The 21,993-nt window shown below is 48.1% G+C and carries 25 protein-coding genes; 21 read left to right on the plus strand and 4 right to left on the minus strand.

Annotated features, from left to right (window positions below; genetic code table 11):
• From HMPREF9443_RS11015 to HMPREF9443_RS05945, 4 genes are all read right to left on the minus strand, one after another.
• Positions 1 to 298: hypothetical protein (locus HMPREF9443_RS11015; protein WP_009145635.1), on the minus strand; the 298-nt coding region annotated here is incomplete at its 3' end.
• 73 nt (positions 299 to 371) lie between these two features.
• Positions 372 to 569, minus strand: coding sequence for a hypothetical protein (locus tag HMPREF9443_RS05935; RefSeq protein ID WP_009145636.1), 198 nt, complete (start codon positions 567 to 569; stop codon positions 372 to 374).
• 63 nt (positions 570 to 632) lie between these two features.
• Positions 633 to 872, minus strand: coding sequence for a DUF2442 domain-containing protein (locus HMPREF9443_RS05940; RefSeq protein ID WP_009145637.1), 240 nt, complete (start codon positions 870 to 872; stop codon positions 633 to 635).
• Between the two features lie 21 nt (positions 873 to 893).
• A complete protein-coding gene (locus tag HMPREF9443_RS05945) occupies positions 894 to 1,160 on the minus strand; it encodes a DUF4160 domain-containing protein (RefSeq protein ID WP_009145638.1) in 267 nt (88 codons plus the stop codon).
• Between the two features lie 736 nt (positions 1,161 to 1,896).
• Between HMPREF9443_RS05945 and HMPREF9443_RS05950 the strand changes: the two genes are divergently transcribed.
• The 21 genes from HMPREF9443_RS05950 to HMPREF9443_RS06050 form a co-directional block, all read left to right on the plus strand.
• Positions 1,897 to 2,907: a homoserine O-succinyltransferase gene (locus HMPREF9443_RS05950; protein ID WP_009145640.1), complete on the plus strand. Its 1,011-nt coding sequence runs from the start codon at positions 1,897 to 1,899 to the stop codon at positions 2,905 to 2,907.
• Positions 2,908 to 2,940: 33 nt separating this feature from the next.
• Positions 2,941 to 4,230: an O-acetylhomoserine aminocarboxypropyltransferase/cysteine synthase family protein gene (locus tag HMPREF9443_RS05955; protein WP_009145641.1), complete on the plus strand. Its 1,290-nt coding sequence runs from the start codon at positions 2,941 to 2,943 to the stop codon at positions 4,228 to 4,230.
• A 189-nt stretch (positions 4,231 to 4,419) separates the two neighbouring features.
• The gene (locus tag HMPREF9443_RS05960; protein WP_040565127.1) at positions 4,420 to 4,773 is read left to right on the plus strand and encodes a DRTGG domain-containing protein; all 354 of its coding nucleotides are present in this window, start codon (positions 4,420 to 4,422) and stop codon (positions 4,771 to 4,773) included.
• 6 nt (positions 4,774 to 4,779) lie between these two features.
• A complete protein-coding gene (locus tag HMPREF9443_RS05965) occupies positions 4,780 to 5,223 on the plus strand; it encodes an ATP-binding protein (RefSeq protein WP_009145643.1) in 444 nt (147 codons plus the stop codon).
• 28 nt (positions 5,224 to 5,251) lie between these two features.
• Positions 5,252 to 6,631, plus strand: coding sequence for a [Fe-Fe] hydrogenase large subunit C-terminal domain-containing protein (locus HMPREF9443_RS05970; RefSeq protein WP_009145644.1), 1,380 nt, complete (start codon positions 5,252 to 5,254; stop codon positions 6,629 to 6,631).
• Complete coding sequence (locus HMPREF9443_RS05975) at positions 6,621 to 6,974, plus strand: hypothetical protein (RefSeq protein ID WP_009145645.1); 354 nt, start codon at positions 6,621 to 6,623, stop codon at positions 6,972 to 6,974. The genes HMPREF9443_RS05970 and HMPREF9443_RS05975 overlap by 11 nt, the downstream gene beginning before the upstream one ends.
• 3 nt (positions 6,975 to 6,977) lie before the next feature.
• Positions 6,978 to 7,748 (plus strand): PHP domain-containing protein, encoded by a 771-nt coding sequence (locus tag HMPREF9443_RS05980; RefSeq protein ID WP_009145646.1) that lies wholly within the window; start codon positions 6,978 to 6,980, stop codon positions 7,746 to 7,748.
• A gap of 114 nt (positions 7,749 to 7,862) precedes the next feature.
• On the plus strand, positions 7,863 to 8,372 hold the full coding sequence (gene nuoE, locus HMPREF9443_RS05985) for an NADH-quinone oxidoreductase subunit NuoE (protein WP_009145647.1): 510 nt from the start codon (positions 7,863 to 7,865) through the stop codon (positions 8,370 to 8,372).
• A 25-nt stretch (positions 8,373 to 8,397) separates the two neighbouring features.
• Complete coding sequence (locus HMPREF9443_RS05990; protein WP_195886788.1) at positions 8,398 to 8,925, plus strand: ATP-binding protein; 528 nt, start codon at positions 8,398 to 8,400, stop codon at positions 8,923 to 8,925.
• 4 nt (positions 8,926 to 8,929) lie between these two features.
• A complete protein-coding gene (locus tag HMPREF9443_RS05995) occupies positions 8,930 to 9,298 on the plus strand; it encodes a (2Fe-2S) ferredoxin domain-containing protein (protein WP_009145649.1) in 369 nt (122 codons plus the stop codon).
• Positions 9,299 to 9,375: 77 nt separating this feature from the next.
• A complete protein-coding gene (gene nuoF / locus HMPREF9443_RS06000; RefSeq protein WP_009145650.1) occupies positions 9,376 to 11,166 on the plus strand; it encodes an NADH-quinone oxidoreductase subunit NuoF in 1,791 nt (596 codons plus the stop codon).
• 14 nt (positions 11,167 to 11,180) lie between these two features.
• Positions 11,181 to 12,905, plus strand: coding sequence for an NADH-dependent [FeFe] hydrogenase, group A6 (locus tag HMPREF9443_RS06005; protein WP_040565129.1), 1,725 nt, complete (start codon positions 11,181 to 11,183; stop codon positions 12,903 to 12,905).
• 425 nt (positions 12,906 to 13,330) lie between these two features.
• Positions 13,331 to 14,869, plus strand: coding sequence for a succinate CoA transferase (locus tag HMPREF9443_RS06010; RefSeq protein ID WP_009145653.1), 1,539 nt, complete (start codon positions 13,331 to 13,333; stop codon positions 14,867 to 14,869).
• Positions 14,870 to 15,132: 263 nt separating this feature from the next.
• Complete coding sequence (locus HMPREF9443_RS06015) at positions 15,133 to 16,782, plus strand: acyl-CoA mutase large subunit family protein (protein ID WP_040565119.1); 1,650 nt, start codon at positions 15,133 to 15,135, stop codon at positions 16,780 to 16,782.
• 36 nt (positions 16,783 to 16,818) lie between these two features.
• Positions 16,819 to 17,208 (plus strand): cobalamin B12-binding domain-containing protein, encoded by a 390-nt coding sequence (locus HMPREF9443_RS06020; protein WP_009145655.1) that lies wholly within the window; start codon positions 16,819 to 16,821, stop codon positions 17,206 to 17,208.
• A gap of 81 nt (positions 17,209 to 17,289) precedes the next feature.
• Positions 17,290 to 18,228: a methylmalonyl Co-A mutase-associated GTPase MeaB gene (gene meaB / locus HMPREF9443_RS06025; RefSeq protein ID WP_009145656.1), complete on the plus strand. Its 939-nt coding sequence runs from the start codon at positions 17,290 to 17,292 to the stop codon at positions 18,226 to 18,228.
• Positions 18,229 to 18,262: 34 nt separating this feature from the next.
• The gene (gene mce / locus HMPREF9443_RS06030) at positions 18,263 to 18,694 is read left to right on the plus strand and encodes a methylmalonyl-CoA epimerase (RefSeq protein ID WP_009145657.1); all 432 of its coding nucleotides are present in this window, start codon (positions 18,263 to 18,265) and stop codon (positions 18,692 to 18,694) included.
• A 161-nt stretch (positions 18,695 to 18,855) separates the two neighbouring features.
• Entirely contained in the window at positions 18,856 to 20,355 is a 1,500-nt protein-coding gene (gene mmdA, locus HMPREF9443_RS06035; RefSeq protein WP_009145658.1) for a methylmalonyl-CoA decarboxylase subunit alpha, read from the plus strand.
• Between the two features lie 60 nt (positions 20,356 to 20,415).
• Positions 20,416 to 20,766, plus strand: coding sequence for an OadG family protein (locus tag HMPREF9443_RS06040; protein ID WP_009145659.1), 351 nt, complete (start codon positions 20,416 to 20,418; stop codon positions 20,764 to 20,766).
• A gap of 55 nt (positions 20,767 to 20,821) precedes the next feature.
• Complete coding sequence (locus tag HMPREF9443_RS06045; RefSeq protein ID WP_009145660.1) at positions 20,822 to 21,211, plus strand: biotin/lipoyl-containing protein; 390 nt, start codon at positions 20,822 to 20,824, stop codon at positions 21,209 to 21,211.
• A gap of 107 nt (positions 21,212 to 21,318) precedes the next feature.
• Positions 21,319 to 21,993, plus strand: a 675-nt coding sequence (locus tag HMPREF9443_RS06050) for a sodium ion-translocating decarboxylase subunit beta (RefSeq protein WP_040565120.1), incomplete at its 3' end; no start/stop codon positions are given.

The raw sequence follows: 21,993 nt of genomic DNA on the forward strand, positions 1-21,993 counted from the left end.
ACAAAAAAGCAGTACACATAGCATCCGAAAGTTCGGATACCATAAGTACTGCCAAATTACTACCGACGTAAGCCGATAGGCACTGCTTATTTTGTTGTAAATGTGAAGCTAAGCTAAGTATAAAGAAAAGGAAAAACAAAGTCAAGAGAAAATTCTGAAAACAATAATAATGCTTATCATACAGGTGATACTGTGTGTGCTGAATTTTTGTGTACTGCAGTAAGCTTTCAATCTGCCGTATATGAAAAAAATCAGGACCGGATAGCGGTCCTGGTATAAAAATATAAGCTACAGCCAACTAATGGATTTTCTGGCGTCAGCAAATCGACATTGTCCTTTTGTGACAGGCCTGTTTTTTAGGTAGGCGGAGCTTACTGCTCCTTAGCTAACAGGTCCTTAAAGTACTGACGTTCTTCGGGCGGAGTTTTTAAAATATCCATGGCTTGGTCAATGGAGACATTCATTGTAGACATAAGATTTTTGATGCTTTCAGCTTTGCCTTCAGCCAAACCTTCAGCTCTTCCATCATTAATGCCAGCTTCATAAATTTGCTTGCTGAAATTATCCATAGTTGTGAGTCCCTCTTTTAGTGGTACGGCAGATGCCAGTGCTTTTTACTGTATTGGTTGAAACTATACTGGCACGCTATTGTAATAAAGCTCGTCAGGACAAATATCCTGACCGTCAGGCCAGATGACAGTAAATCCGTCTGCCTTTGCTAAAGAAAAATAAGAAAAATCCTTGAGCCTGCTATACCATGAACCTTTGATATAAGGCTTTACGTCGAATATTTTAGTTTCACCATTATTGAAAATAACTTTTAGAGTATAATCCTTTTGTACAGTTACGCTGATAGCGGTTGGTCTAAGCATAATTTTCACCTCTAATAATCGTTAACGTAATGGTTCAATTTTAAAATAACCGTCACCGGCAGATAACAAAATCCAATTTGCGTTTAACTCATCTTCGTGTAAAGCAGTCCAGGCAGTTAAAAGCTTTAATTGCTTGCTGGGGAAAGAACCTTCTAAAATTTTTCCGGTAAAGTCCATAACTATTTCGTGCTCATTGTAGACAGCATGTAAATGTGGTGTGTTATGTTTTCCGCCTTTTTCACTTTGCATACGAATAATAATACCATAAAACATTGAAATAGCCGGCATACTGTTTTCTCTCCTTTAATTATAATATTTGCTCCGGCAAAATACAACATAAGGTGCTAAACAAAAAAGCAGTACACATAGCATCCGAAAGTCCGGATACCATAGGTACTGCTAAATTACTACCGACATGAGTCAGTAGGCACTGCTTATTTTGTTGTGAATGTGAAGCTAAGCTAAGTATATAGAAAAGGGTAAACAAAGTCAAGAGAAAATTCTGAAAATAATAACACTGTTATCTGTCGCGCCGGTGATGTAGTGAATGCCGATGTTTTATCCAAATTTCTGTAACCTACTTTACAAAATCTGCGCTATACACTTTTTCTACGAGAAAACTGCAACTTTTTGTTGACAATTACAAAGAATTACTGTATTATCATGTACATAACTTAATAACGGGCAATGAAGAGAAGAGTAAATGTACGAGCCTGGCAAAGAGAGCCTTCGTGATGGTGCAAGAGGGAGCAGGTGGTGACATTGAAGATGGTCTTGGAGCCGATGGGCTGAGATGCATGCATTTAGGCCGTCCGGGTGCACCCGTTACAGTGCTGGAGTATTAAAGGGTAAACAATCCCTGCGTACTTGATGAGGTCCGTGTGGTGACATATGGATGAATTAGGGTGGTATCACGAAGCAACGCTTTCGTCCCTGTATTTTTACAGGAACGGAAGCTTTTTTATTGCTCATCCTCCTGTAACAAGTCGAAAATCTAAGTTAGGAAATGTAGGAGGAACAAACAATGCCGATTAAAATCAATGACCATTTATCCGCTATCTGCCAACTGCAGGAGGAAGGAATTTTTACCATGACAGAGCAGCGTGCGACAACGCAGCGTATTCGTCCGCTGAAGGTGTGCGTGCTGAACCTGATGCCGCTGAAGAAGCCGACGGAAATTCAGCTGCTGCGCCTTTTGGGCAATTCTCCGCTGCAGATAGAGGTTGATTTCTGCCGTACTGTGAGCCGTGAAACTACGCATACCGATAATTCGTATCTTGACCGCGCTTATCTGGAGTTTGATGATGTTAAGGACCGCTATTACGATGCCTTCCTGATGACAGGTGCGCCTGTAGAAACCATTCCCTTTGAGGCTGTTGATTACTGGAAGGAAATCGAAGCTTATCTGGATTGGGCAGAATATCACTGTTATTCCACGATGACGCTTTGTTGGGGCGCGCAGGCTGCCTTGTACCATTATTATGGTGTTAACAAGACGATTTTGCCGGCGAAAATGTTTGGCATCTTCCCCTATGGCCTGACAGTGAAGAATCATCCGCTGCTGCGTGGCTTTGATGACAGATATTTTATTCCGCAGTCACGCCATACTGCTGTTGATGATGATGCGATTGATGCCTGCAAGGCTCTGCAGGTGCTGTCCCGTTCGGTAGAAAACGGTATCAATATCTGCGCTACCAAAGATTTGCGCCGCATTTTCGTTTTAGGTCATTTTGAGTATGATCGCTATACCTTGGCTAATGAATATTTCCGCGATAAGAAAAAGAATTTGCCGATTGATTTGCCGGAGTTCTACTTCCCAGATGGCGATACAACGCAGGAACCGGTTTTTAAATGGCGCAGTTACGCGCATCTGTTCTATATGAACTGGCTGAACATTGTTTACCAGGATACGCCGTATGATTTGCACGAGCTGGCACCGGCGAGCGGTAATAAGCTGGATAAGGCTTTGGGCGAATATAACAAAATTCTTTTGCAGCTGCAGCGCATGGGTGCAGCAATTCCTGCCAATCAATAATACAATGATAAATTGTTAAAGGAGCGATAGAAAATGAGTGATTTTAAAATCAATACCAAATGTTTAATAGGTGGTTATAAACCGGGCAACGGCGAACCGCGCCAGATTCCTATTATCCAATCCACTACATTTAAGTACGATACAAGCGAGGCGATGGGCAAGCTGTTCGACCTGGAGGCTACAGGCTATTTTTACTCCCGCCTGCAAAACCCGACCTGCGATTTCGTAGCAGCTAAGATTGCGGAGCTGGAGGGCGGCGCTGCAGCAATGCTCACATCTTCCGGACAGGCAGCTAACTTCTTTGCCCTGTTCAACATCTGCGAGGCGGGCAGCCATATTGTTGCTTCTTCTTCGATTTACGGCGGCAGCTATAATCTGATTGATGTAACACTGGCAAAGATGGGTGTAACAGCGACCTTTGTTTCGCCCGATGCTACGGACGAGGAGCTGGACGCTGCTTTTCAGGACAACACCAAGGCAGTGTTTGGCGAAATTATTGCTAATCCTGCGCTGACGGTGCTGGATATTGAAAAATTTGCCAATGCAGCGCATCGTCATGGTGTGCCTTTGATCGTGGACAACACCTTCCCGACACCGATTAACTGCCGTCCGCTGGAATGGGGCGCAGACATCGTAACGCATTCGACCACGAAGTATATGGATGGACATGCTGCCTGCCTTGGCGGTGCGATTATCGACGGCGGCAAGTTCGACTGGCTGGCGCATGCCGACAAGTTCCCCGGTCTGTGCGCACCGGATGAATCCTATCACGGAATTACCTACGCTGAAAAGTTTGGCAAGGAGGGTGCGTTTATTACGAAGGCAACGGCGCAGCTGATGCGTGATTTCGGCGCTGTGCAATCACCGCAAAGCGCGTTCATTCTGAATCTTGGCCTGGAATCGCTGCATGTGCGTATGCCGCGCCATGTAGAAAACGCTCAGGCTATAGCGGAATTTTTGGAGCAGCAGCCGCAGGTGGAATATGTCAACTACCCCGGACTTCCATCCAATAAATACTATGCTTTGGCGCAAAAATATCTTGGCAACGGCGGCTGTGGCGTAGTTTCCTTCAACCTGAAGGGAGGACGCAAGGCGGCGGAAGAATTCATGAAGTGCTTGCAGCTTGCGGCAATCGAAACACATGTTGCCGACGCGCGTACCTGCTGCCTGAACCCGGCAACTACAACGCATCGTCAGATGACGGATGAGCAGCTGGCGGTGGCCGGTATTCCTGCAGGCTTGGTTCGTCTGTCCTGCGGTTTGGAGGATAAGGAAGATTTGCTGGCGGATTTGCAGCAGGCTTTGGCCGGCATTGCGGGTTAAAGCCTGCAGCTTTTATAGTGAAGTTTGAAGGCTGGTCCTGTGGGCCGGTCTTCTTTTTTACATAGTTATGCTATACTATTTATTTACATCTTGCGTATTAAAGTGTACAATAAATGTAATCAAGTCTGGCAAAAAACAGATATTTTGCTTAGATAAAAGCTGTAATAAATGGAGGAAGGGGCTATGTGTATGGATTTGTATAATGTACAAAAGCTGCTGCAGGCCAAGGTTCTGACCGGCAGCGAGCTGATGCACCGCCAAATTGAGTCCTGCTGCGGCAGTGACATGATGAGCGATGTTCTGGCCTTTACCAAACGCAACACCTTGCTGTGCACGGGACTGACTAATATGCAGGTAGTGCGCACCGCCGATATGACGGAGCTGAGCGCGCTGGTATTTGTGCGTGGAAAGGTGCCTGATGCTGATATTGTGGCAGCGGCGGCGGAAAACAATCTGCCGGTTCTGGCTACCGATTATACCTTATTTGAAGCCTGCGGCATTCTTTACGGAGCAGGTATCCGTGGCTGCAGCAAAAAGGAGTAAAGCAAAATGACAGACAGTAAATCAGTAAAATTAGCCTTTGACTGCGTTGGCGGAGATTTTGAGCGCGCAGGCGAAGCTTCTTCTAAAATAAAAAAGATGCTGCAGCGCCTGGGCATTCCGGCAGATATTGTGCGCCGTATTGCTATCGGCACCTATGAAGCGGAGATGAATGTTATCATTCACGCCGGCGGCGGCAATGTAGCGGCCGAGGTTTTCCCGGATGCTACGGTGATTACGGTAACCGACCACGGCCCCGGAATCCCTGATATCAATAAGGCCTTGCAGGAGGGCTGGTCTACTGCGCCTGATTATGTGCGTCAGATGGGCTTTGGCGCCGGCATGGGCCTGCCTAATATGGTAAAGTGCTCCGATAAGTTCGATATTCAGTCCAAGGTGGGTGAAGGAACCTGCATCACGATGCAGTTCAAGCACCAGAGCGAGGATTTGTAAGAGATTTTAGGAAACGAGGTGATACGCAATGGCTCCTCAACCAACAACATATTTCCATTCGGTGGAATTGCAGCGGAATAAATGTCAGGGCTGCGTATCCTGCGTCAAGCTGTGTCCGACAGAGGCCATCCGCGTACGCAACGGCAAGGCGGAGATTTTGGGAGACCGCTGCATTGACTGCGGTGCCTGTGCTGCAGGCTGTCCCTATCATGCCTTTAACGTAAAAACCGACACGCTGGAGGGCTTGGCAGATTATGCTTATAATATTGTGCTGCCTGCGCCTTCACTGTATGCGCAGTTCCCGGATAATATTCCGCTGGAAAGCATCTGGCAGGGCCTGCATAATATAGGCTTTGATGAAATTTTTGATGTTTCACTGGCTTCGGAGTATATCGCCCTGGAAATAGAAGAATATGTAAAAAAGAACAGCAACGGACGCAAGCCGTTGATTTCATCTACCTGCCCCGCAGTTATGCGCCTGATTCAGGTAAAGTTCCCCGAGCTGATTAAGCAGGTGGTGCCTGTGCTGCCGCCGGCAGAGGCTGCCGCGATTTACGTAAAGCGTGAAGCGGCGGCGCGCAAGCAGCTGCCGAAGGAGCTGATAGGCGTATGGTTTATCTCGCCCTGTCCGTCCAAGGAAACTAATATCCGCCAGTCGGTAGATGTGCATCACACAGAGCTTACCGGCAGCTTCAGCCTGTCGGAGATTTACGGCCTGCTGCTGAAGAATCTTGGCGGTACGCATGAGCTGAATGTGCGCACCGGTTCCTCTTACGGCATGGCCTGGGGAACCTATGGCGGCGAAATTGAAAGCGCCGGTATTACCAACGGTCTGGCAATTCACGGCATTGATAATGTGTATGACCTGCTGGAGCAGGTTTCTATGAATAAAATGCCGCAGCTTGATTATGTGGAATGCAGTGCCTGCAAAGGAGGCTGTCTGGGCGGCCTTCTTGCAGCAGAAAACAAGTTCGTGGCCGAATGCAATTTGCGCAGGCGTATCGCAGGCCTGCGGAAACAGGAGCCGGCGGACAGGCGTGAGGCGATGGCGCGCACGATGGTGCTGGAGGATTTCCCTCATTCGGAGGCTTACCGCAAGAAGCTGGTGGCGCGTCCGATGATGCAGCTTGATGATGATATCATGGAAGCGATGAAAAAATTTGAGCGCATGGAAGAAGTGCTCTGTTCCTTGCCCGGTCTGGACTGCGGTGCCTGCGGCGCACCCAGCTGCCAGGGCTTGGCGGAGGATATCGTGCAGGGCAAGGCGCACGAGATAGATTGTATTTTTAAATTGCGTGCCAGTGTACATAAATTGTCACAGGGCATGCTGGAGCTGGCTAAGCAGATACCTATTTATCATGAGCCGGCAGAAATAAATAAAACGGAGGCAGACAACGATGAAGGTTAAAGAGATGATTGAGAAGCTTGATTTGAAGCTTCTGACTAAGGATGTAAGCGAGGACGCTTTATATGCAGAGGTAGAAGGCGGTTATGCTTCCGATTTACTGAGTAATGCTATGGGCCAGGGCCAGACCGGTATGGTTTGGGTAACTATGCAGGGACATCAGAATGTTGCTGCTGTTGCTTCACTGATTGGCTTTGCGGCAGTTATCGTAGCAGGCGACGGTCCGGTTGCGGAGGATACGCTGCATAAGGCAAATCTGAATGATGTTGTTGTTGCGGCAACCGAGGAGCCTGCTTTTGAGGTTATCGGCAAGCTGTATGAATTGGGTGTTGGCAAGAAGGACTAAGCAATGCGGACAGTTCTGGCGGATTTACATGTACATACGCTGCTTTCGCCCTGTGCTGAGGTAGAAATGACCCCGCATCATATTGTGATGCGTGCCGCCGAGTATGGCATTGGCGCTGTTGCTATTACCGACCATAACGCCAGTGCCAACGTGCAGGCTGCGCTGGAGGCAGCGCAGCGCTACGGCGTGAAGGTATTTCCCGGTATGGAAGTGGAAAGCAGTGAAGAGGCGCATATTGTGGCGCTGTTTGATACGCTGGAGCAGCTGCAGAGATGGCAGCTGCTGGTTGATGAGCATATGAACGGTATGCTGAATGATGTCGAAAGTTTCGGCGCCCAGTATGTAGTAGATGCCGAGGACGAGTTTGTGCGTGAGGAGCAGCGTTTGCTGCACGCACCGCTGTCGTTGACAGCGGCGCAGATTGTGCAGCAGGTTACAGCTTTGGGCGGCCTTACCATTGCCGCTCACATTGACCGTCCTTCCTACAGCATTCTGGGACAGCTTGGTTTTATTGAGCCGGACTTCGGCTTTGCTGCTGCCGAAATTTCTGCAGCAGGCTGGCGTCGCAAGATGCAGTCGAAGCTGCAGCGTTTGGCAGGTTATCTGCCGTTTGTTACGAATTCCGATGCACATAATATTTATGATTTTGTACAGGGACCGAAAAATTTACTACAGGTGGAGGAATTAACGATAGCAGAGCTGAAATTGGCCTTGGCAGGTAAAGGGATGCGAGCTGTCCTTGCAGGACAATTTTCAGACTTTTGCAAAGAATAATATAAATAGAGTATGCTATATGACGAAATTTACGCAAATAGTATTGTGCAATTATCTGTTAAATGGTATACTGAGTGAGTAAGTTTACAAAAAATCCTTTAGAGGAGGGGTAGTATGAACAATAGTGAAAACCGTCTTGAGCGTAAATGCAGCTGCTGCGGCGGCGATAATCCGGAAAAGCAGCGCATAGATGCCATTCTGGAAAAATACGCAGATGTTAAAGGACCGTTGATTCCTATTCTGCAGGAAGTGCAGAACCTGTACAACTATTTGCCTAAGGATGTACTGGAGTATATTGCCGATAAAACAGGTACGCCGATTTCCGAAATTTACGGCGTAGTAACCTTTTATTCATTGTTCCATCTTAATCCGCGCGGACGCAATGTTATTCGCGTCTGCCAAGGTACTGCCTGCCATGTGCGTGGCGGCAAAACAATTCTGCAGGCTTTGGAAAATCAGCTGGGTATTAAGGCCGGACATACGACCGATGACCTGCGCTTTACTCTGGAAACTGTAGCCTGCATCGGTGCCTGCGGGTTGGCGCCGGTTATGCAGATTAACGATGATACGCATGGACGCCTGACTACCGATAAGCTGGCAGGCATTTTGGCAAGGTATAAATAAAATGCGGGAGCTGGCATTACACATCTTGGATATAGCCCAAAATTCTGTGGCTGCCGGTGCCCGTCACATCTGGCTGACTGTCAGCGAAAATGAACAGGGGTACTTTGTTTTCAGCGTTCGCGATGACGGCAAGGGTATGGACAGCGAGATGCTGCAGCGGGTGTGCGACCCCTTTGTTACCAGCCGTACTACCAGAAAGGTAGGCATGGGGATTCCCTTTATCGATATGGTTACGCAGCAATGCGGCGGACATTTGGAGCTGCAGTCTGCGCTCGGAAAGGGAACCGAGCTGACTGCATATTTTGCGGCAGATAATATTGACCGGCCACCGCTGGGAGATATTGTGAGCAGCGTGCAGGTGCTGTTGGCAGGGGCGCCGCAGCTGGAGCTGGAATTTGCCTATAACGGTGCCAACGGCTCGCTGGTGTTCAGAACGCAGGAGGTCAGAGAAATATTAGGCGAAGCGTGTGACTTTGCCAATCCTGAAATATATGCCTGGCTGGGTGCTTATTTAAAGGAACAGCTGGCACAGGTGCAGGGTAAGGAGGTATAAACGAATGAAAAGCTTAGCGGATTTACACGCTTTGAGAGATAAGCTGAAAGCAGATATCAAGCTGCGTCAGAGTTCCGGAACTAAAATTATTGTAGGCATGGGTACCTGCGGTATTGCTGCCGGTGCGCGCGAGGTTATGAGCGCTATCCTGCAGGAGCTGAACAAGCGTCATTTATTTGATGTGCAGGTGCAGCAGACAGGCTGTATCGGCATGTGCGAAAAAGAGGTGCTCGTGGATGTAGTGCGTCCGGGTGAAGCACGCATTACCTATGGCAAGGTAACCCCGGAGGATGTTCCCAAAATTATCGCAGAGCATGTGGTAAACGGTCATATTGTGGAAGAACTTGTCGTAGGCAGGCTGGATCAGGAATAAGCCGCAGGCAGGGTACACAGTTGTTGGAGAAGCTGATGTATCGTAGCTTGTAAACAAAACAGGTGGAGGAAAATATTATGCAGCATATAAGAGCTCACGTTTTAGTGTGTGGCGGTACGGGCTGTAAGGCTAACGGCTCGAAGGAAATTCAGCTGACTTTTGCCAGAGAGCTGCAAAAGTTCGGCCTGCAGGATGAGGTTATGGTTGTTGAAACAGGCTGCCATGGCTTCTGCGAGCACGGACCGCTGGTTATCGTTTATCCGGAAGGTACCTTCTATTGCAGTGTAAAGCCGGAGAACGTTAAAACCATTGTTGAAGAACATTTATATAAAGGACGCATCGTACAGCGTCTGCTTTATCGTGAACCCATAAATCAGGAGCAGGTTCCGCGTTATTCGGAAATCGGCTTCTACAAAAAGCAGCATCGCCTGGTATTGGCTAATTGCGGCGCTATCAATCCGGAAGCTATTGAAGAATATATCGCCGTAGGCGGTTATGAGGCATTGGCTAAGGCTGTTACGCAGATGACTCCGCAGGAGGTTGTGGACGAGGTTAAAAAATCCGGCCTGCGCGGTCGTGGCGGCGGCGGCTTCCCGACCGGTATGAAATGGCAGTTTGCCAAAAACTCCGAGAGCGATAAAAAGTATGTTATCTGTAATGCGGACGAGGGCGATCCGGGCGCATTTATGGACCGCAGCGTATTGGAGGGCGACCCGCACCGTGTATTGGAAGGCATGGCTATCTGTGGTTATGCTATGGGTGCGGATGAAGGCTATATCTATGTACGTGCGGAATATCCGCTTGCTATCAAACGCTTGCGTACCGCAATTGCTCAGGCTGAAGAAATGGGCCTGCTAGGCGAGCATATTTTTGAAAGCGATTTCAGCTTTACTATTCATATTAAAGAGGGTGCAGGTGCCTTCGTCTGCGGCGAAGAAACTGCACTGATGGCTTCTATCGAAGGCAAGCGCGGCATGCCGCGTCCGCGTCCGCCTTTCCCTGCGGTCAGCGGCCTGTGGGGCAAGCCGACGAATATCAACAACGTAGAAACCTTTGCCAACGTGGCGCAGATTATTGTTAACGGTGCAGACTGGTACTGCCGGCTTGGTACCGAAAAATCAAAGGGCACCAAGGTTTTCGCTTTGACCGGCAAAATCAATAATACCGGTCTGGCAGAGGTGCCTATGGGTATTAGCATGCGCGAAATTATCTATGATATCGGCGGCGGTATTACCAACGGTAAAAAGTTTAAGGCTGTACAGATCGGTGGCCCGTCCGGCGGCTGTCTGCCTGAAAGCATGCTGGATTTGCCTGTTGATTATGATTCCCTGATTGCTGCCGGTGCTATGATGGGCAGCGGCGGTCTGGTTGTTATGGATGAGGATACCTGCATGGTTGACGTTGCCAAGTTCTTCCTGAACTTTACGCAGTCGGAATCCTGCGGCAAATGTACTCCCTGCCGCGAAGGCACGAAGCGTATGCTGGAAATCCTTACCCGTATTACGGAGGGCCAGGGACGCGAGGGCGATATCGAGCTGCTGGAAAACCTTGCCAAGAATATCAAGGAAACAGCTCTTTGCGGCTTGGGACAAACCGCTCCCAACCCTGTTTTGAGCACCCTGAAATATTTCAGAGATGAATACGAAGCGCATATCAAAGAGAAGCGCTGTCCTGCAGGCGTCTGCGAAAAGATGCTGCATTACGAAATCAGCGATGTCTGCCGCGGCTGCGGGCTGTGCGCACGTCAGTGCCCGGTACAGGCTATCAGCGGTTCGCCGAAAACAAAACATGTTATTGACCAGAACAAATGCATTAAATGCGGTGCCTGCATGACGGCGTGCCCGTTTAAGGCTATCAGCAAGGCATAAGGAGGGGACTGATGATGCAGATGGTTAATTTGACAATTGATGGAAAACAGATTCAGGCCCCCGCAGGCTCCAGTGTCCTGGAGGCTGCACGCAGCGCGGGTATTTATATTCCTACGCTGTGCTATCATCCGGACCTGCGTCCGGAGGGTGCCTGCCGCCTGTGCATGGTAGAAGCCAGCGGTGCACGCACTCTGGTTGCTTCCTGCGTATATCCCGTAAGCGAGGGTATGGTAGTAAAAACTAATACCTCCAAGGTACGCGAAGCACGCAAAACAGTGCTGGAGCTGCTTTTGACCAATCATCCGAAGGATTGCCTGTGCTGTCAGAAGAACGGTGACTGCGAGCTGCAGAAAATTGCCGCTGATTTGGGCGTGCGTAAGCTGCGCTTCGAGGGTGGCGAAACAAGAGCGCGTACTATTGATAACAGCAATCCGTCACTGGTACGCGATCAGGAAAAATGCATTCTCTGCGGCCGTTGTATCCGTGTCTGCCGTGATGTGCAGGGTATGAGCGTTTACAGCTTTGCCGGCCGTGGCTTCAACACCATGGTATCTACAGCCTTTGAGCATGATTTGCTCAACAGTGCCTGCACCTACTGCGGCCAGTGTGCCGATGTCTGCCCGACAGGCGCTATCGTGGAAAAGGATGATACAGACAAGGTTTGGGCTGCAATCAATAATCCTGAGAAGGTTGTTGTAGTACAAACTGCTCCGTCAGTGCGCGTAGCCCTGGGCGAAGAGCTGGGCATTCCGGCAGGTCAGGTTGTTACCGGCAAAATGGTGGCGGCATTGCGTCATTTAGGCTTTGACAAGGTTTTTGATACAAACTTCTCTGCCGACCTTACTATTATGGAGGAAGGCCACGAGTTCCTGCAGCGCTTGCAGAACGGTGGCGTGTTGCCGATGATTACCTCTTGCAGCCCCGGCTGGGTAAATATGATTGAGCTGAAATATCCTGAGCTGCTGCCGCATCTGTCTACTGCCAAATCTCCGCAGCAGATGTTCGGCGCTGTTGCCAAAACCTACTTTGCGGAACGTGCAGGCATTGACCCGGCTAAAATCGTCAGTGTATCCGTAATGCCCTGTACTGCGAAAAAGGCTGAGGCTGCACGCGAGGAAATGTGCGCCAGCGGTTATCGCGACGTAGATGTAGTTATCACTACACGTGAGCTGGGACGTATGATCCGCGAGGCGGGCATTGACTTTAATGCGCTGGAAGAAGCAGAATTTGATTCACCTCTGGGAACCGGCACCGGTGCCGCAGTTATCTTCGGCACAACCGGCGGCGTAATGGAAGCGGCTCTGCGTACTGTGGCCGAAGTTGTTGCCGGCAAGGAACTGCCGAAGCTTGAATATAATGAGGTGCGCGGCATGGAGCAGACACGTGAAGCTGTTATTGATGTAGCAGGTGTATCCGTGAAGGTTGCCGTAGTACATACGCTTAAATCTGCTAAAATGATGTTGGAACGCATTAAAGCAGGTACAGCGGATTATCAGTTTATTGAGGTTATGGCCTGCCCGGGCGGCTGCATCGGCGGCGGCGGTCAGCCGGTTCCGGTAGATGCTTCTATCAGGCAAAAACGCCGTGAAGCTATTTTTAATTGCGACCGTACAAGCGAATTACGAAAATCGCACGAAAACCCGGAAATAAAAACACTTTATGATACTTGGTTAGGTAAACCTCTTTCCGAGAGGGCGCATAGTCTATTACACACACACTACCACGCGCAAAACCGTTAATTGTTCTATCTGGATAATACAACACCCCCTTTTTTTCTTTGAAAAGAAGGGGGTGTTTTGTAAATTTGTAAAGAAAAAGCTTGCAGTGTTACAATTTTATTGGTATTATATATATCGTTGAGTGCAATTTGCCTGCTATGTAAAACACAGGAAAAATTTGACAGAAAAAAGTGAAGTTTTTCTGAAAATGTGTTATAATTGTAGCAGATAGTAAAGAAGCCTTTGAAAAAATATTTATAGTACAAGCAGGAGTTTTCTCTTATATGTCGAAATGACTATATAGTCAAGTATGAAATATTTGTGAAGAGCTTGATATACGGTAATATCTTATTCGTAATGCCGCAAGGTATTGCTGATAAGTTATATGCAAAGGGGTAACACCCTTATAAAAACTCAATGTCCTAATTAAAAGGAGGAAGGTAAACATGATCGATATTAAAGATCGCATTTGTGACGTAGTAGCTGACAAAGTGATGAGCGCTGAAGCTGCTGCAGAATTCGTAAAAGATGGTGACAATTTAGGTGTCAGCGGTTTTACACCGTCTGGCTATCCGAAAGCTGTTCCTCTGGCTCTTGCTGAAAAGGGCAAAAAAACTCCTTTCAAAGTTAACGTTTGGACTGGCGCATCTGTTGGTCCTGAAATCGACCAAGCAATGGTTGAAGCTGGCATTATTGACCGTCGTCTGCCTTACCAGACCAACGGCACCATGCGTAAAGCTATCAACGCTGGTAAAGTAAAATACGCTGATATTCATCTGTCCCACATGGCTCAAATGGTTCGCTATGGCTTCATGGCTGGCCGTCCGACCGGTCCGGATGTTGCAATCGTTGAAGTTTGCAAAATCAACGACCTCGGCGATGGCAAAGTAGGCTTGATCCCGACCACTTCCATGGGCAACAGCTCCTCTTATGTAGCTGGCGCTAAAAAGGTTATCGTTGAAGTTAACACCACTCAACCGGTAGGTCTGGAAGGCATGCATGACTCCTATGTTCCTCTGGATCCTCCGTACCGCAAAGCTATTCCTATTGAAAAACCGGAAGACCGCATCGGTACCACCTACATTCCTTGCGAAGTAGATAAAATCGTTGCAGTTGTACCTTGTGACATTACTGATAAAGTTCGTCCGCTGGGCGAAATTGACGAAGACGCTAAACATATGGGCGCTAACCTCGTTAACTTCCTGAAAAATGAAGTTAAAGAAGGCCGTCTGCCGAAAAACCTGCTGCCGCTGCAATCCGGCGTAGGCTCCGTTGCTAACGCAGTTATCAATGGTCTGGTTAACTCCGATTTCGAAGACCTGACCGTTTACACTGAGGTTATTCAAGATGGTATGTTCGACCTGATCGACGCTGGTAAACTCCGCGTTGCTTCCGGTACCGCTCTGACTCCGCCTCCTGAGTGCCAAAAGAAATTCTACGAGAACGTAGAACACTACAAAAAATACTTGCTGCTCCGTCCGCAAGAAATCTCCAACAGTCCTGAAGTTGCTCGTCGTATCGGCGTAATCGCAATGAACACCGCTATTGAAGTTGATATCTATGGTAACGTAAACTCCACTCATGTTTGCGGCACCAAGCTGATGAACGGCGTTGGCGGTTCCGGCGACTTCGCTCGTAACGGCTACCTGACCGTATTCTTCACCAACTCCCTGGCAAAAGGCGGCAAGATTTCTTCCGTAGTTCCGTTCTGCAGCCATATCGACCATGCTACTCTGGACGTTGACGTTATCGTTTCCGAACGTGGCGTTGCTGACCTGCGTGGCCTGAGCCCGAAAGAGAAAGCTCCGATCATCATCGATCAGATCGCTAACCCGAAATATCAACCTTGGCTGTATGATTACTTCAAACGCGCTTGCGAAGCTTGCGGCAACAGCCAAACCCCGCACATCCTGTCAGAAGCATTCGATTGCTACAAACTGTTTGCTGAAACCGGTTCCATGGAAGGCATGGTTGAAGGTAAATAATTTTAAAAAAACTTTGCGAAACCCCTTGTTAAGTTTTGCAAAATAGGTTAAACTATGTAATGTGCTTGCCGGTGGGTGAGATTCCCGCCGGCAGGTATACATAGACAAAGCTTTACCCAAGGCTTTGTCAAATAAACTTAGTTGACGAAGTCTCACCCTAGACTTTGCCATATATAGCCGTCATAGACGGAACACTCTCACCATCATTTCGGAACCGTCCAATCCGAAATATGAAAAACAAATATTTTAAGGAGGATTTGAGAATGGCATTTGAAGAAATTAAAGCCGGTTTAGAGAAATATCATGCTGAAGTTGAAGCTAAACTGGTAAAAAACCCTGAACGCGCAAACCTGGTTCCTAACAGACTGTACACCCCGGTAGATCTTGGTGAAAACTTTGACTACATGACTAAACTGGGCTTCCCCGGTGAATATCCTTACACCCGTGGTGTTCAACCGACCATGTATCGTGGCCGTTTCTGGACCATGCGTATGTATGCTGGTTTCTCCACCGCTGAAGAATCCAACAAACGTTATCGTTACCTGCTGGCTAACGGTGGTTCCGGCCTGTCCTGCGCATTCGACCTGCCGACCCAGATCGGTTATGATTCCACCGATCCGATGGCTGAAGGCGAAGTTGGTAAAGTAGGCGTAGCTATCGACTCCCTGGCTGACATGGAAATCCTGTTCGACCAAATTTCCCTGGATAAAGTATCCACTTCTATGACCATCAACGCTCCTGCTTCCGTACTGTTGGCTATGTACATTGCAGTAGCTGAGAAACAAGGCGTTTCCGCTGACAAACTGCGTGGTACCATTCAGAACGATATTCTGAAAGAGTATGCTGCTCGCGGCACTTACATTTTCCCGCCGAAACCGTCCATGCGTTTGATCACCAACATTTTTGAATATTGCTCCAAGAACGTACCGCTGTGGAACACCATTTCCATCTCCGGTTACCATATCCGTGAAGCTGGTTCCACCGCTTCTCAGGAAATCGCATTCACCATTGCTGATGGTATCGCTTATGTAGAAGCTGCTATCAAAGCTGGCCTGGACGTTGACGCATTTGCAGGTCGTCTGTCCTTCTTCTGGAATGCTCATAACAACGTACTCGAAGAAGTTGCTAAATTCCGTGCTTCCCGTCGTGTATGGGCCAAAGTTATGAAAGAGCGTTTCGGTGCTAAAAAACCGAAATCCATGATGCTGCGTGTACATACCCAAACCGCTGGCTCCATGCTGACCGCTCAACAACCGAACAACAACATCGTTCGTGTTGCTCTGCAAACTGCTGCTGCTGTAATGGGTGGTACTCAATCCCTGCACACCAACTCCAAAGACGAAGCTTTGGCACTGCCGACCACTGAGTCTGTAACCATCGCTCTGCGTACCCAACAAATCGTTGCTTACGAATCCGGCCTGGCTGACACCGTTGATCCGTTGGGCGGCTCCTACTATGTAGAAGCTCTGACCGACAAGATCGAAGCTGAAGCTTGGGAATACATTAAGAAAATTGACGAAATCGGTGGCGCTCCTGAAGCTATCGCTAAAGGCTACATCCAAAAAGAAATCCAAGACTCTGCTTACAAATGGCAGATGGAAATCGAAAAAGGCGACCGTATCATCGTTGGCGTTAACAAATTCACTCAAGAAGAAGAAGCTCCGAAAAACCTGCTGCGCGTAGACGGTTCTGTAGGCAAGCTGCAAGCTGAAAAGATTGCTGCTCTGAAAGCTCGCCGTGACAACGCTGCTGTAGAAGCTGCTCTGAAAGCTCTGGAAGCTGGATGCGCAGATGAAAATGTAAACCTGATGCCTCTGATTCTGGATGCAGTTCGTGCATACGCAACCGAAGGCGAAATCTGCGGCGTTATGAGAAAAGTATTCGGTGAATACCAACCTCATACCACTCTCTAATTTGTAAACACAACCAATATACGGAGGTAAACTATAATGGCTAACGTTAAAGTTTTAGTTGCTAAACCGGGTCTGGATGGCCATGACCGCGGTGCTAAAGTTGTAGCTCGTGCTCTGCGCGACGCTGGTTTTGAAGTTATCTACACCGGTATCCGTCTGACTCCGGAACAAATCGCTGAAGCTGCTCTGCAAGACGACGTAAACGTTGTTGCACTGTCCCTGCTGTCCGGCGCTCACAACACCCTTTTCCCGAAAGTAGTTGAACTGCTGAAAGAAAAAGGCCTGAACGACGTTCTGGTTATCGGCGGCGGCGTTATTCCTGACGCTGACATCCCTGGCCTGAAAGCTGCTGGCATTGCTGAAGTATTCACTCCGGGCACCCCGACCAGCAAAATTGTTGATTTCATCAACGCTAACGTTAAATAATTTTATCCCTTAAAGCAAGCCGGGTTTGTCCCGGCTTGCCTTATAAAATATTCACTATCCAAAAACAAGGCGGTGTGAATTATGGAAATAGTAGATAAATTATTAAATCATTCTCGTCTTGCATTATCTAAAGCAATCACTGCTGTTGAAAATGAATACGATGATGCTGTCAAAATTATGACAGAGATTTATCCTCATACTGGTAATGCTTATGTAATTGGTATCACTGGCCCTCCGGGTGCAGGTAAAAGTACTCTGACTGATAAATTGGCTAAAGAATACCGTAAACGCGGCAAGACCGTAGGTATCGTAGCAATTGACCCCACTAGCCCGTATTCTGGCGGCGCAATCTTAGGCGACCGTATCAGAATGATGGATCTGACCGCAGACGAAGGTATCTTCGTACGCTCTATGGCAACACGCGGCAGTCTTGGCGGCCTGTCCCAGAAAGCAGGCGACGCTGTTAAATTAATGGATGCTTTCGGCATGGATGTTATTATCGTTGAAACCGTAGGCGTAGGACAATCTGAGGTTGATATTGTTAAGACCGCAGATACTACTATGGTAGTAGTAATTCCTGGCATGGGCGACGATATCCAAGCTATTAAAGCAGGTATACTTGAAATCGGTGACCTGTTCACGATTAACAAAGCTGATCGTGAAGGTACAGACAAGCTCAACATTGAGATTGAGATGATGCTCGAATTAAATCCCGAACATGTTGGCTGGCGTCCTCCGATTAACAGGACCATTGCCAGCAAGGGTGAAGGTATAGAGGCTGTTGTGGACTCTATTGAGGCACACAAGGCATATTTGATTGAGAGTGGTAAATTAAACGATATCCGTAAAGCTCGTATTAAAAACGAGGTTACCGCTATGCTTAATGACCATGTAAATCGCTACATCGACAAGAACGTCATTCAAACGGATGAATTTGACAACCTGGTTGTTAAAATGCAGTCCCGCGAGATTGAGCCGTACTCTGTCGTTGATGATATTGTTGGCAAGGTTTTAAAATAAACCGCCAAAAAAACAATTTTAGGAGGAATTTATTATGGCATTCAAAACTATTTGTGTTGACCATGTAGGTATCGCTTGCGCTGGTACCTTGGAAGAAGCTGCAAAAATTTACACTGAGGTACTGGGCCTGAAAGCTACCGGTACTGAAGAAGTTAAAGAACAAGGTGTTGCTACCGTATTTGTTCCCTGCGGCGAGACCCTGATTGAGCTCCTTGTTGATATCACTGAAAACAACGATGGTCCTATTGGCAAATACATTGCTAAAAACGGCCCTGGCATCCAACATATGGCTCTGCGCGTTGACGACATCAAAGCAGCTATCGCTGACCTGACCGAAGCTGGCGTTCGCATGATCGACAAAGCTCCTCGTAACGGTGCTGGCCAAATGAAAATTGCTTTCATTCATCCGAAATCTGCTGGCCTGCTGCTCGAGCTGTGCCAACCGGCTGCAACCTACAAAGACTAATTTATTAGCTGCGTAGATTCAGGGCGATTTAAGGTCCCATAATTTAAGCTACATAATGCTGAAGATATACAAGTGATATATCTTCAGCATCTGTGTATAAATTTGTTCTCCCAATAATGATGGAGGTGTAAGATTTGTCTACTCAAGAAAAAATTGAGAAAATGCTCAAAAAAGCCGAAGTAATTCTGGCTGCTGGTGGCGAAAAACGTGTTGCTAAACAACATGAATCCGGCAAAATGACTGCTCGTGAAAGAATCGCTGCTCTCCTCGACGAAGGTTCCTTCGTAGAACTCGACCGTTTTGTACGTCATCGTTGCTACAACTTCGGTCAAGAAAAGAAAGAACTGCCTGGTGAAGGCGTAACCACCGGTTACGGCACCATCGATGGCCGTCTGGTTTATGTATTCGCACAGGACTTCACCGTTGAAGGTGGCTCCCTCGGCGAAATGCATGCTGCTAAAATCGTTAAAGTACAACGCTTGGCACTGAAAATGGGTGCTCCGCTGGTTGGCCTGAACGATTCCGGCGGTGCTCGTATCCAAGAAGCTATCGACGCTCTGGCTGGCTATGGTAAAATCTTCTTCGAGAACACCATTGCTTCCGGCGTAGTTCCTCAGATTTCTGCAATTATGGGTCCTTCCGCTGGCGGCGCTGTATACAGCCCGGCACTGACTGACTTCATCTACATGGTAAAGAACACTTCCAAAATGTTCATTACCGGCCCTGCAGTAGTTAAATCCGTTACCGGTGAAGATGTAACCCAAGAACAACTGGGTGGCGCTATGACCCACAACAGCACTTCTGGTGTTGCTCACTTCGCTGCTGAAAACGACGAAGACTGCCTGCAACAAATCCGTTACCTGCTCTCCTTCCTGCCTTCCAACAACGTTGAAGGTGCTCCGATCGTAGAGACTGGTGATGACCCGATGCGTACCGACGACAGCCTGAACACTCTGCTGCCGGACAACTCCAACCAAGCTTACGATATGTATGATGTAATCAAATCTATCGTAGATAACGGCGAATTCTATGAAAACCAAAAATACTGGGCAACCAACATCATCACTTGCTTCGCTCGTATGGATGGTCAAACCGTAGGTATCATTGCTAACCAACCGAAAGTTATGGCTGGCTGCCTGGATATCAACGCTTCCGATAAATCCGCTCGTTTCATCCGCTTCTGCGACGCTTTCGGCATTCCTCTGCTGAACCTGGTTGACGTTCCTGGCTTCCTGCCTGGCTGCAACCAAGAATACGGCGGCATTATCCGTCACGGCGCTAAGATGCTGTATGCTTACTCTGAAGCAACTGTTCCTAAAATCACTCTGGTTACCCGTAAAGCTTACGGCGGTTCCTACCTAGCAATGTGCTCTCAAGACCTGGGCGCTGACCAAGTTATCGCATGGCCGACCGCTGAAATCGCAGTTATGGGTCCTGCTGGTGCTGCTAACATCATCTTCCGTAAAGATCCTGATGTTGAAGCTAAGACTAAAGAGTACATCGACAACTTTGCTACTCCGTACCAAGCAGCAATGCGCGGCATGGTTGACATGGTTATCGAACCGAAAAATACTCGTCCCACCATCATCAACGCTCTGCAAATGCTGGAAAGCAAACGCGAAACCCGTCCGGCAAAACGCCACGGCAACATTCCTTTGTAATTCACAAGCAGTTGCTTAGTGCTTAAACAACCTATTTTAAGATAAGATGAGGTGAAATAAATGGGTCCTGTTACTACTAATCCTTGGTTGATTGCTTTAATCAATATGACCATCGTATTCGGCGTACTGATCGCTCTGGGCGTATTGATGAACTTACTCCAAGTTATCGATCCGACTAAAAAAAAAGTTGCTAAACCGGCAGTAGCTCCTACACCGGCAGCAGCTCCCGCTGCAGCTCCGGTTGCAGCAGCTCAAGATGATAGCGAAATTATCGCTGTTATCGCTGCAGCAGTAGCAGCTTGCGGCGTTAGCGCAGACCAAATCGCTTGCGTACGTCGTATTGATGCTAAATCTGCATGGACTGTAAGCAGTCGTGTTGAAGCTATTAGCGTTCGTAAAGAATGCTTCTAATGCATATAGTTTGCAATTTTAATTAAAAAACGAGATTTTAAGGAGGATTATATCCATGAAAAAGTATACTATCACCGTAAATGGTACCGCATACGAAGTTGAAGTTGAAGAAGCAGGCGTTGTTGCTTCCGCTCCGAAAGCTGCTCCGAAAGCTGCTCCGGCTCCGGCTGCTGCTCCGGCTCCGAAAGCTGCTCCGGCTCCGGCTCCGAAAGCTGCTGCTCCGGTTGCTGCTGGTGCAACCACCGTTTCCGCTCCTATGCCGGGCAAAGTTCTGTCCATTAACGTAAAAGCTGGCGACGCTGTTAAATCCGGCGACGTTCTGCTGATTCTGGAAGCTATGAAAATGCAAAACGAAATCATGGCTCCGGCTGATGGCACTGTTTCCGACGTTCGCGTTTCCGCAGGTCAAACTGTTGCTACCGGCGACGTTATGATCGTTCTCTAATTCTTACTCGATAGTTCGCAATATCAGTAAGTCTTAAATACCCTTGATCTTTGGAAGGGGCTTTTCGCAGAGCCCCTTCCACAAATTGAAAATTGGGAGGATATTAAATGGAAGCATTTATCGTTGCTTTGTCTTCCGTATGGGCAGATTCCGGTTTCTCCGCTTTGACCAGCGGTCACGTAATCATGATCTGCGTTGGTCTGGTTCTGCTTTATATGGCTATTGGTAAAGGTTTCGAACCTTTGCTGCTGTCCCCGATCGCATTCGGTTGTATTCTTGCTAACATTCCTAAAAACGGTTTCGAAGAACCTGGTGTTATGTCCGTTATCATGTACGGTATTCACCACGAAGTATTCCCGCCGCTGATCTTCTTGGGCGTAGGCGCTATGACCGACTTTGGTCCTCTGCTGGCTAACCCGAAAACCCTGCTCCTGGGTGCTGCTGCACAGGGCGGTGTATTCGTAGCTCTGCTGGGCGCTATGCTCCTCGGCTTCACCGTACAAGAAGCTGCTGCTATCGGCATCATCGGTGGTGCTGACGGCCCGACTTCCATTTACCTGGCTGCTAAAATGGCTCCTCAGCTGTTAGGCGCAATCGCAGTTGCTGCTTACTCCTACATGTCTCTGGTTCCGCTGATTCAGCCTCCTATCATGAAACTGTTCACCACTGAAGCAGATCGTAAGATTGTTATGCAACAGCTGCGTCCGGTTTCTCACTTTGAAAAGGTTGCTTTCCCGATCATGTGCACCATCGTTATTTCTCTGCTGTTACCTTCCGTAACT

It is taken from the genome of Phascolarctobacterium succinatutens YIT 12067 (assembly GCF_000188175.1).
Classification (GTDB): Bacteria; Bacillota; Negativicutes; order Acidaminococcales; family Acidaminococcaceae; genus Phascolarctobacterium_A; species Phascolarctobacterium_A succinatutens.

Bases quoted from the DNA above. Each gene is read 5' to 3' on its own strand.
- HMPREF9443_RS05935 (WP_009145636.1), bottom strand. From the start codon at position 569: ATGGATAATTTCAGCAAGCAAATTTATGAAGCTGGCATTAATGATGGA.
- HMPREF9443_RS05940 (WP_009145637.1), bottom strand. From the start codon at position 872: ATGCTTAGACCAACCGCTATCAGCGTAACTGTACAAAAGGATTATACT.
- HMPREF9443_RS05945 (WP_009145638.1), bottom strand. From the start codon at position 1,160: ATGCCGGCTATTTCAATGTTTTATGGTATTATTATTCGTATGCAAAGT.
- HMPREF9443_RS05950 (WP_009145640.1), top strand. From the start codon at position 1,897: ATGCCGATTAAAATCAATGACCATTTATCCGCTATCTGCCAACTGCAG.
- HMPREF9443_RS05955 (WP_009145641.1), top strand. From the start codon at position 2,941: ATGAGTGATTTTAAAATCAATACCAAATGTTTAATAGGTGGTTATAAA.
- HMPREF9443_RS05960 (WP_040565127.1), top strand. From the start codon at position 4,420: ATGGATTTGTATAATGTACAAAAGCTGCTGCAGGCCAAGGTTCTGACC.
- HMPREF9443_RS05965 (WP_009145643.1), top strand. From the start codon at position 4,780: ATGACAGACAGTAAATCAGTAAAATTAGCCTTTGACTGCGTTGGCGGA.
- HMPREF9443_RS05970 (WP_009145644.1), top strand. From the start codon at position 5,252: ATGGCTCCTCAACCAACAACATATTTCCATTCGGTGGAATTGCAGCGG.
- HMPREF9443_RS05975 (WP_009145645.1), top strand. From the start codon at position 6,621: ATGAAGGTTAAAGAGATGATTGAGAAGCTTGATTTGAAGCTTCTGACT.
- HMPREF9443_RS05980 (WP_009145646.1), top strand. From the start codon at position 6,978: ATGCGGACAGTTCTGGCGGATTTACATGTACATACGCTGCTTTCGCCC.
- nuoE (WP_009145647.1), top strand. From the start codon at position 7,863: ATGAACAATAGTGAAAACCGTCTTGAGCGTAAATGCAGCTGCTGCGGC.
- HMPREF9443_RS05995 (WP_009145649.1), top strand. From the start codon at position 8,930: ATGAAAAGCTTAGCGGATTTACACGCTTTGAGAGATAAGCTGAAAGCA.
- nuoF (WP_009145650.1), top strand. From the start codon at position 9,376: ATGCAGCATATAAGAGCTCACGTTTTAGTGTGTGGCGGTACGGGCTGT.
- HMPREF9443_RS06005 (WP_040565129.1), top strand. From the start codon at position 11,181: ATGCAGATGGTTAATTTGACAATTGATGGAAAACAGATTCAGGCCCCC.
- HMPREF9443_RS06010 (WP_009145653.1), top strand. From the start codon at position 13,331: ATGATCGATATTAAAGATCGCATTTGTGACGTAGTAGCTGACAAAGTG.
- HMPREF9443_RS06015 (WP_040565119.1), top strand. From the start codon at position 15,133: ATGGCATTTGAAGAAATTAAAGCCGGTTTAGAGAAATATCATGCTGAA.
- HMPREF9443_RS06020 (WP_009145655.1), top strand. From the start codon at position 16,819: ATGGCTAACGTTAAAGTTTTAGTTGCTAAACCGGGTCTGGATGGCCAT.
- meaB (WP_009145656.1), top strand. From the start codon at position 17,290: ATGGAAATAGTAGATAAATTATTAAATCATTCTCGTCTTGCATTATCT.
- mce (WP_009145657.1), top strand. From the start codon at position 18,263: ATGGCATTCAAAACTATTTGTGTTGACCATGTAGGTATCGCTTGCGCT.
- mmdA (WP_009145658.1), top strand. From the start codon at position 18,856: ATGCTCAAAAAAGCCGAAGTAATTCTGGCTGCTGGTGGCGAAAAACGT.
- HMPREF9443_RS06040 (WP_009145659.1), top strand. From the start codon at position 20,416: ATGGGTCCTGTTACTACTAATCCTTGGTTGATTGCTTTAATCAATATG.
- HMPREF9443_RS06045 (WP_009145660.1), top strand. From the start codon at position 20,822: ATGAAAAAGTATACTATCACCGTAAATGGTACCGCATACGAAGTTGAA.